Origin of the sequence: Rothia sp. HMSC064F07 (assembly GCF_001837265.1) — a bacterium.
Classification (GTDB): Bacteria; Actinomycetota; Actinomycetes; order Actinomycetales; family Micrococcaceae; genus Rothia; species Rothia mucilaginosa.
This window is the reverse complement of record NZ_KV831926.1, coordinates 816,415-823,290: the sequence shown is the minus strand read 5'-3', so window position 1 is coordinate 823,290 and position 6,876 is coordinate 816,415. Positions and strand designations below refer to the sequence as shown.

General features: G+C 60.3%; 4 protein-coding genes. 1 reads left to right on the top strand and 3 read right to left on the bottom strand.

Translation table 11 applies throughout. From position 1 onward, the window contains the following. Positions 1-70: 70 nt before the first annotated feature. The 3 genes from HMPREF2712_RS05830 to HMPREF2712_RS05820 form a co-directional block, all read right to left on the bottom strand. Positions 71-1,441: an RNA polymerase sigma factor gene (locus tag HMPREF2712_RS05830; RefSeq protein ID WP_070819494.1), complete on the bottom strand. Its 1,371-nt coding sequence runs from the start codon at positions 1,439-1,441 to the stop codon at positions 71-73. 401 nt (positions 1,442-1,842) lie between these two features. After that, complete coding sequence (locus HMPREF2712_RS05825) at positions 1,843-3,714, bottom strand: metal-dependent hydrolase (RefSeq protein ID WP_070819493.1); 1,872 nt, start codon at positions 3,712-3,714, stop codon at positions 1,843-1,845. 206 nt (positions 3,715-3,920) lie between these two features. Continuing rightward, positions 3,921-4,826, bottom strand: a complete 906-nt coding sequence (locus HMPREF2712_RS05820) for a PAC2 family protein (protein ID WP_005505492.1) — start codon at positions 4,824-4,826, stop codon at positions 3,921-3,923. A gap of 431 nt (positions 4,827-5,257) precedes the next feature. Between HMPREF2712_RS05820 and HMPREF2712_RS05815 the strand changes: the two genes are divergently transcribed. Next, a complete protein-coding gene (locus tag HMPREF2712_RS05815; protein WP_070819492.1) occupies positions 5,258-6,754 on the top strand; it encodes a leucyl aminopeptidase in 1,497 nt (498 codons plus the stop codon). Positions 6,755-6,876 lie beyond the last annotated feature (122 nt).

Here is a 6,876-nt window from a genome sequence, read left to right as displayed (position 1 = left end):
CAGCGCCGCAGAGGGGGCACTCCCCCGCGAGCGGGAACCGGCTACGTCCGCTCAATCTAGGTGATGTTTCCTAGTCCAGGTAGTCTCGCAGTACCTGCGAACGCGACGGGTGACGGAGCTTAGACATGGTCTTGGACTCGATCTGGCGGATTCGTTCGCGGGTCACGCCATAGACCTTGCCGATTTCGTCGAGGGTCTTAGGCTGGCCGTCGGTCATGCCGAAGCGCATTGCGACCACGCCGGCTTCACGCTCGGAGAGGGTGTCGAGCACGGAGTGGAGCTGTTCCTGCAGAAGGGTGAAGGACACTGCGTCTGCGGGGACGACTGCCTCGGAGTCCTCGATGAGGTCACCGAATTCGGAGTCGCCGTCTTCACCTAGGGGGGTGTGCAGGGAGATGGGTTCGCGGCCGTACTTCTGGACTTCGATGACCTTTTCGGGGGTCATGTCGAGTTCCTTGCCGAGTTCTTCGGGGGTGGGTTCGCGGCCAAGGTCCTGGAGCATCTGGCGCTGCACACGGGCGAGCTTGTTGATGACTTCTACCATGTGCACGGGGATGCGGATGGTGCGGGCCTGGTCTGCCATTGCGCGGGTGATGGCCTGGCGGATCCACCAGGTTGCGTAGGTGGAGAACTTGAAGCCCTTTGAGTAGTCGAACTTTTCGACGGCGCGGATGAGGCCGAGGTTGCCTTCCTGGATGAGGTCGAGGAAGAGCATGCCGCGGCCGGTGTAGCGCTTGGCGAGGGAGACGACGAGTCGCAGGTTGGCTTCGAGCAGGTGGTTCTTGGCTCGCTTGCCGTCGTGGACGACCCAGCGCATGGCCTTTTTGAGTTCTTTGTCCATGTCGGGGTTTTCGGCGAGCTTGTGTTCGGCGTAGAGGCCTGCTTCGATGCGCATGGCGAGGTCGACTTCCTGCTGTGCGTTGAGCAGGGAGACTTTGCCAATCTGCTTGAGGTAGTCCTTGACGGGGTCGGCGGTTGCGCCGGGGGTGACGACGCGCTGTGCGGGTGCGTCGTCGTCGTCGTTTGCGGTGAGGACGAAGCCGGAACCCTTGGCTGCTACTTCTTCCGCGGCCTTCTTTTCTTCTTTTTTGGCTACGGTTTCTTCGTCTTCTTCGTCGGTTTCGTCTTCGGCGTCGGTGGTTTCGAGTTCTTCGTCGAGTCCGAGGTCGAATTCGTCGTCGTCGCTCTTTTTGCGGCGGCCACCGGTCTTGCGCTTGGTTGCGGTTTTGGTGGTGGTTTTACGAGTGCGCTTGGGCTTGTCTGCCTCGGTTTCGGCAGTGCTTTCGGCACCGGTTTCGGCGGTTGCGCCGGTGGTGTCTTCGGTTGCCGCTGCGGCTTTGGTGGTTGCCTTCTTGGTGCGGGTGGTCTTGGTGGTGGTTTTTGCGACGGTTTCTTCGGTTGCGTCGCCGGTCGCGGTCTTCTTGCTGGTTGCAGGTGCCACTAGAACCCTTTCTGGCTTGTGGTGGGGTGTTTTGTTTGCAAAACACCTAAGACCCTGTCAAGTCTGTGCTGGCGTCCTCGGTCGGGGTGTTTGCTGCGTTTGTCCGTTTTAACGCTGTGGTGGCGGGTTTTATTCCGCGTGCGTTGGGTGGTTTGCAGGGTTCCGTTGCTCGTTGTGTGGAGCGGTTTGAGGGCGCGTTATAGCGCATTGACTGTACGGGGTCAATATATAAGTATTGCAGATTTTTGGTTGCTTTCAACTTGACGCGCTGTTTGGGTGGCTTATGGGCCTGGTTTTGGCTGGGTGCGGCTGTGTGCGGTTGTGTGTGGGAGGGGCCTGCCTGGTGGCGCACCCCTCCCCTATTTGTACTTCGCTTTAGGCACCGCTTTTAGGGGCCGGGTTTAGGGTTTTCGGGGTTTGAGGGTGCTGATGGGTTCGCGGTGTGTTCCGGGTTCGCCGCAGATGGTGTGTTTGATCCAGGCGGGTAGGTTGCCCGCGTTGAGGTGTACGTCAAGGATGTTGAGGTCATTTCCGAATGTGTGGCGGTGGGCTTCTTGGCGGAGCATGCGGGCGTAGGTGCTGTAGCCCTTGTACCAGTTGGCCCAGGCTTGGGTGTTGCGTAGTGCGGCGTATTCTCCGTCGGTGCTGTGGGGTGTGAGCAGGCTGGTGAGTAGTTCGAGTGCGTTGAGGCGTGCCCAGTGGGGGCTGTCTAGTTTTCCTTTGAGGGCGTTGAGGTAGTGGGTATAGACGGCGTGGTGTTTGGTGAGGTATTCGCTGTTGGTGCAGCTTTCGTCGATTTGTTGTTTGAGGTTTTCGAATTTGTTGTGGGCGTTGTGGTCTTTGGGGCGTTCCTCGAGGCGTGGGAGCAGGTCGCGGCTGATGGTGTTGAGTTCGGCTGCGCTGGCGTGGTCGGCGGGGGTGAGGTTTTCGAGTGCCCAGCCGTTGAGGTTGGCGCGCTGGACGCTGCGGTTCTGTTGATTGGTGCGGCTCTGTTGGATGGTGCGGTGGGTGCGGCGGATCCAGTCTTGCCATTGCACGCATTTTTCGGGCACGGCGCGTACGTGTGCCTGTTCGGTGCCGGGTGCGGAGCTGAGTGCATGGGTGAAGCTGGCGGGTATGTAGGTTTTGCGGGTGATGCGGGTGCCGTAGTGGGGTGGTTCGAGCGGCACGAAGTTGGGGCTGGTGCTGGGGTATTCGCCGCCGAAGGCGTGGTAGGTGTATTGGGCGGAGTAGTGCAGGTGGGCGAGCGCTTTTTGGGTGTGGTTGAGCCCGTATCCGGAGAGGTAGGTGAGTATTTCGGGTGTGATGGGGTTGAGGGTTATCGGTGTGATGGAGGCGCGCAGGTGCCCGGCGACTTCGGCGGGGATGAGGTCGCGCAGCGCATCGCCTATAGTGGGCGCGTTAGCATCATCGACCGGATGGGTGGTGAGCAGGTGCGCGGCGGCGTTGATGGCTGCGTCCCAGTAGCAGAGGTCGACTTGGGCTTGGCGGTAGATGGTGCGAATGTCCTGGCGGCGGGCATCGTCGTTCCGGACGGTGTTGGTACGGGTGTGGGCCCAGAGTTCTACGGCGTTTTCCCAGTCGTGGCGGGTTTCGGGGTTGGTTGTGGGGTCGGTGTCCCAGGGGCTATGGGCGTAGTTGTGTTGGGCGGTGTCGGCGATGGTGTTGCCGTGGCGGGTGAGCCAGGTGTAGTAGTGGCTGTGGCGGAGTTCTTCGATGGGTGCGAGGAGGGTGAGGGCTTGCTGTTCGGGGTTGAGCGCCCAGATGCTGGCGCCGCCTGCGTAGATGACGTCTTCGCAGCGTAGTTCGCTGACGATGCGCGGGTCGTGGAGCAGGTGGAGCCAGGTGTTGATGTTGATTTGGGTTTCGAGGTCGTTATGGATTTCGTCGATGGTGGCGAGCTGTGCGGTGTCGGGGTTGAGTTGGCGTTGGCGTACGGTGTTGTCGCCGTCGATGATGATGGCGTAGAAGCGGGTGAGGGTTTCGCCGTTGTGGCAGGTGGGGAGTTTGGTGAAGGTTTCGTGGAGGAAGTCGGCGCGTTCGGGCAGGGTGCAGGGTTCGTCGGGTAGGTTGACGCGCAGGCTGGGGCCGAGGGTGTTGTCGGTTGCGGTGAGGATGATGAGTGAGTGGTCGGGCCAGTAGCCGTGCTGGTGGAGGGCGCAGCTGAGCACGTCGTATTCGTTGCGGATGGGCGGGGGCGTGCCGTTACTGTAGCCGCCGTGGTTGTGGCCGCTGTTGGGGATATTGCCGTTGGAGATGTTGTTTGCGTTCATGCCTTCACGGTGGCATGGTTTGCGCAGGTTCGGAGTTAAACAAATAAATCTGTGGATATTTCGGTTCATGTGTCCGAAGGTTCCACAGATTTATTCGTATTGTTCGTTTGTACGCTGGGGTTTGTCCACAGCGGCGCGGGGTGCCGCGTCATAATCCGTCATGCAGAGTAAGGGCACCCCGAGTGCTTTCCCCTACTGCGCACGCTTTACTGTTCGTCGAGGAACCGCTCGAAGAGCGCACCAATCTCGTCGCGGCTGGGCACGTTGTGCGCGTCGCGGCGCGAGAGGGGAACCGCAATGTCGGAGGTGCGGAAATTCTCGTCGTAGTTCTCCTCCATGGTCGTGATCATGCGACCAATTTCGGGGTTCTGCTTGACCTGATCGTTGATCTGGCTGTGCACGTGGCGTGCGGCTTCGCGCAGGTTCTCGGTGGGCAGGGAGAGGTGCGCCGCCATGCCCACGTGTTCGAGGGCGGTGAGGGTGCCCTGCGGCAGGTCCGCCTCCGAAATGTACTGGGGAATGTTCACGCCGAAGCCGACGGTGTCGATTCCGTTTTCGGTGAAGAGCACTTCCAACAGGTTGGTGACGGTTGCGTGCACGTCCGCGCTGGGCTTCCACGGGGAGATGCCGCGAATCAGGTCCTTGCGGGAGCCGTGCGCGGTAATCGGGAAGGGGCGGGTGTGCGGCACCGGCATGGGGAATGCGGAGACCAGCACGACCAGGGAGGGCTTGACCCGCTGGGCGATGGTCAGCACCGCCTTTTCGAAGCGCTGCCACTGCAGGTCCGGTTCGGCACCGGTGAGTAGCAGGAACGGCTTGTCGAGGCTGTCTTCTACGGCGTAGAGCTTCAGCTGCGGGTATTGCGGCTTTTCGAAGTGGTCTTTTTCGTAGCGGATGTAGGGGCGGCGGGCGCGATAGTCGTGCAGCTGGTCGCTGTCGAACTCGACGATTTCAATGTTTTTGAGTTCGCTGAGTAGCACCTGCCCGAGCTGACCTGCGGTGGAGCCTGCGTCTTGCGGGCTGGAGAGGGCGATGACGAGGGTTAGCCCGTGCATCCTGGGGTCGTCCAATATTTTGGTGTTGGCTAAGTAGAGATCTTCGGGGTTGAGCATTACGCCTCCTCACTTCTGTCTGGTTCGCGCCGCGTTCGGGGGGCTTAGCGTTTTCTGCCGGCACCCGAGGTGTTGGGGCGAAGGGGCGTCTTCTGTTATCTGACGCTTTCCGTAGTCTTTCATTTTATGCCACTACTGCCCTATCTCGACAGTGTGCGGGCTTTTCTCGCAGTAGGTGAACTTGTTTAGTGTCTCGTCGACGTTCTTAAGACGCTGCAGCTCGGCTTCTTGTGCCTTTTCTGCTCTGCCAGCTGTTCGGGGTGAGAGCTGAACCTCACGCCCTCCTACATATCCGTGTAGAGTAGAAGCAGTAGTCCGCGCGGCTTTGCGCGGCGGTATTCATCCTCACTCTTCGAGGGCCTACAGTTGAGTTTTTCGGGCGCGAGGATGTGCCCCGACTATTTTGAGAAGACATACGCAAAGGAGTAACGATGTCTCTGTCTCTGTCTATTCACAGCACCGACCTTGAAGCGCTCGAAGCTGACGTTCTGGTTCTGGGCGTTTTGAAGGGTTCGGACGGTGCGTACCTGGCGCCGAGCTCCCTGTCTGAGGACTCTGTTGAGGGTATTAACGAGCTGCTGGAGGCGCTGGGCGCCTCGGGTGCCCCCGATCAGCTGTTGCGTCTGCCCGGTCTTGAGGACACCGGTGCCGGCATTGTGGCGCTGGCGGGTCTGGGCTCTGATACTGCTGAGGGTCAGGAGCGTCTGGACGCTCTGCGTTACGCTGCCGGTTCTGCAGCTCGTCAGCTGGTTGGTTCCGCTGAGGAGATTGCTTTCGATTTCGGTGTTTCTTCGGTAGAGGAAATTGAGGCTATTGCTCACGGCGCTGTGCTGGGTAACTTCGTTGAGGAGGGCCTGCGCGGCAAGACTCAGGACTCGATTAAGGAAGAGATCGATTCCATTCTGATTGTTTCCTCGATTGACCAGGAAGAGGCTGAGGAGGCTCTGGTTCACGCCCTGGTTCTGGGTGAGACCGCTAAGGACGCTCGCCGCCTGGTGAACCTGCCTCCGTCGCACCTGTACCCGGAGACTTTCGCTGAGTTCGCTGCTGAGGTCGCTGAGGATTACGCAAACATTGAGATTGAGCTGTTCCACCACGACCGCCTGGCTGAGGAGGGCTTCGGCGGCATTTCCGGTGTTGGTCAGGGTTCGCCCCGCAAGCCGGTTCTTGCCGTTGTGAAGTACACCCCGGAGAACCCGAAGGCTCACGTGGCTCTGGTCGGTAAGGGCATCACCTTCGATACCGGTGGTAACTCGCTGAAGCCTGCCGCTTCGATGATGACCATGAAGTGCGATATGGCGGGTGCCGCATCCGTGCTGAACGCTGTGGTTGCTTCCGCTGAACTGGACGTTCCGGTTGCTGTGACCGGTTACCTGTGCCTGGCTGAGAACATGCCCGGCGGTCACGCACTGCGCCCGGAGGACATCATCACCATGCGTGATGGCCGTACCGTTGAGGTGCTGAACACTGACGCTGAGGGCCGCCTGGTCATGGCTGATGGTATCGCTCTGGCTTCTGAGTCGAACCCGGACGTCATCTTGGATATCGCTACCCTGACCGGTGCCGCTATGGCTGCTCTGGGTCTGCGCACTGCGGCTCTGCTCGGTGACGAGGAGATTCGTGACCGCGTGATTGCAGCCGGTGCTGCTGCGGGTGAGGCGTACTGGCCGATGCCGCTGGAGTCCTACCTGCGTAAGAGCCTGGAGTCCCCCGTTGCTGACATCAAGAACATTGGTTCTCGCTACGGTGGCGCGCTGACTGCTGGCCTGTTCCTGAAGGAGTTCGTGGGCGAGGGCATCCCCTGGGCTCACCTGGATATTGCGGGCCCCGCGTTCAACGAAGAGGCACCCTACGGCTTCACCCCGAAGGAAGGTACCGGCTTCGGTACCGCTACCCTGGTGAACTTCATCCAGTCGTACGCTAAGTAGTCTGCTTCGCTGGGCGCGCACCCTAACTGGTGCATCCTAGCTGATGCGATCCGCACAGCATAGAGCTGATCTGAGGAGGGCTTTCCGGTATTTCTACCGGGGAGCCCTCCTCTGCATCTGTT

What these genes read in the sequence shown, in the direction of transcription:
- HMPREF2712_RS05825 (WP_070819493.1), bottom strand. Translation starts at nt 3,714, where the DNA reads ATGAACGCAAACAACATCTCCAACGGCAATATCCCCAACAGCGGCCAC.
- HMPREF2712_RS05820 (WP_005505492.1), bottom strand. Translation starts at nt 4,826, where the DNA reads ATGCTCAACCCCGAAGATCTCTACTTAGCCAACACCAAAATATTGGAC.
- HMPREF2712_RS05815 (WP_070819492.1), top strand. Translation starts at nt 5,258, where the DNA reads ATGTCTCTGTCTCTGTCTATTCACAGCACCGACCTTGAAGCGCTCGAA.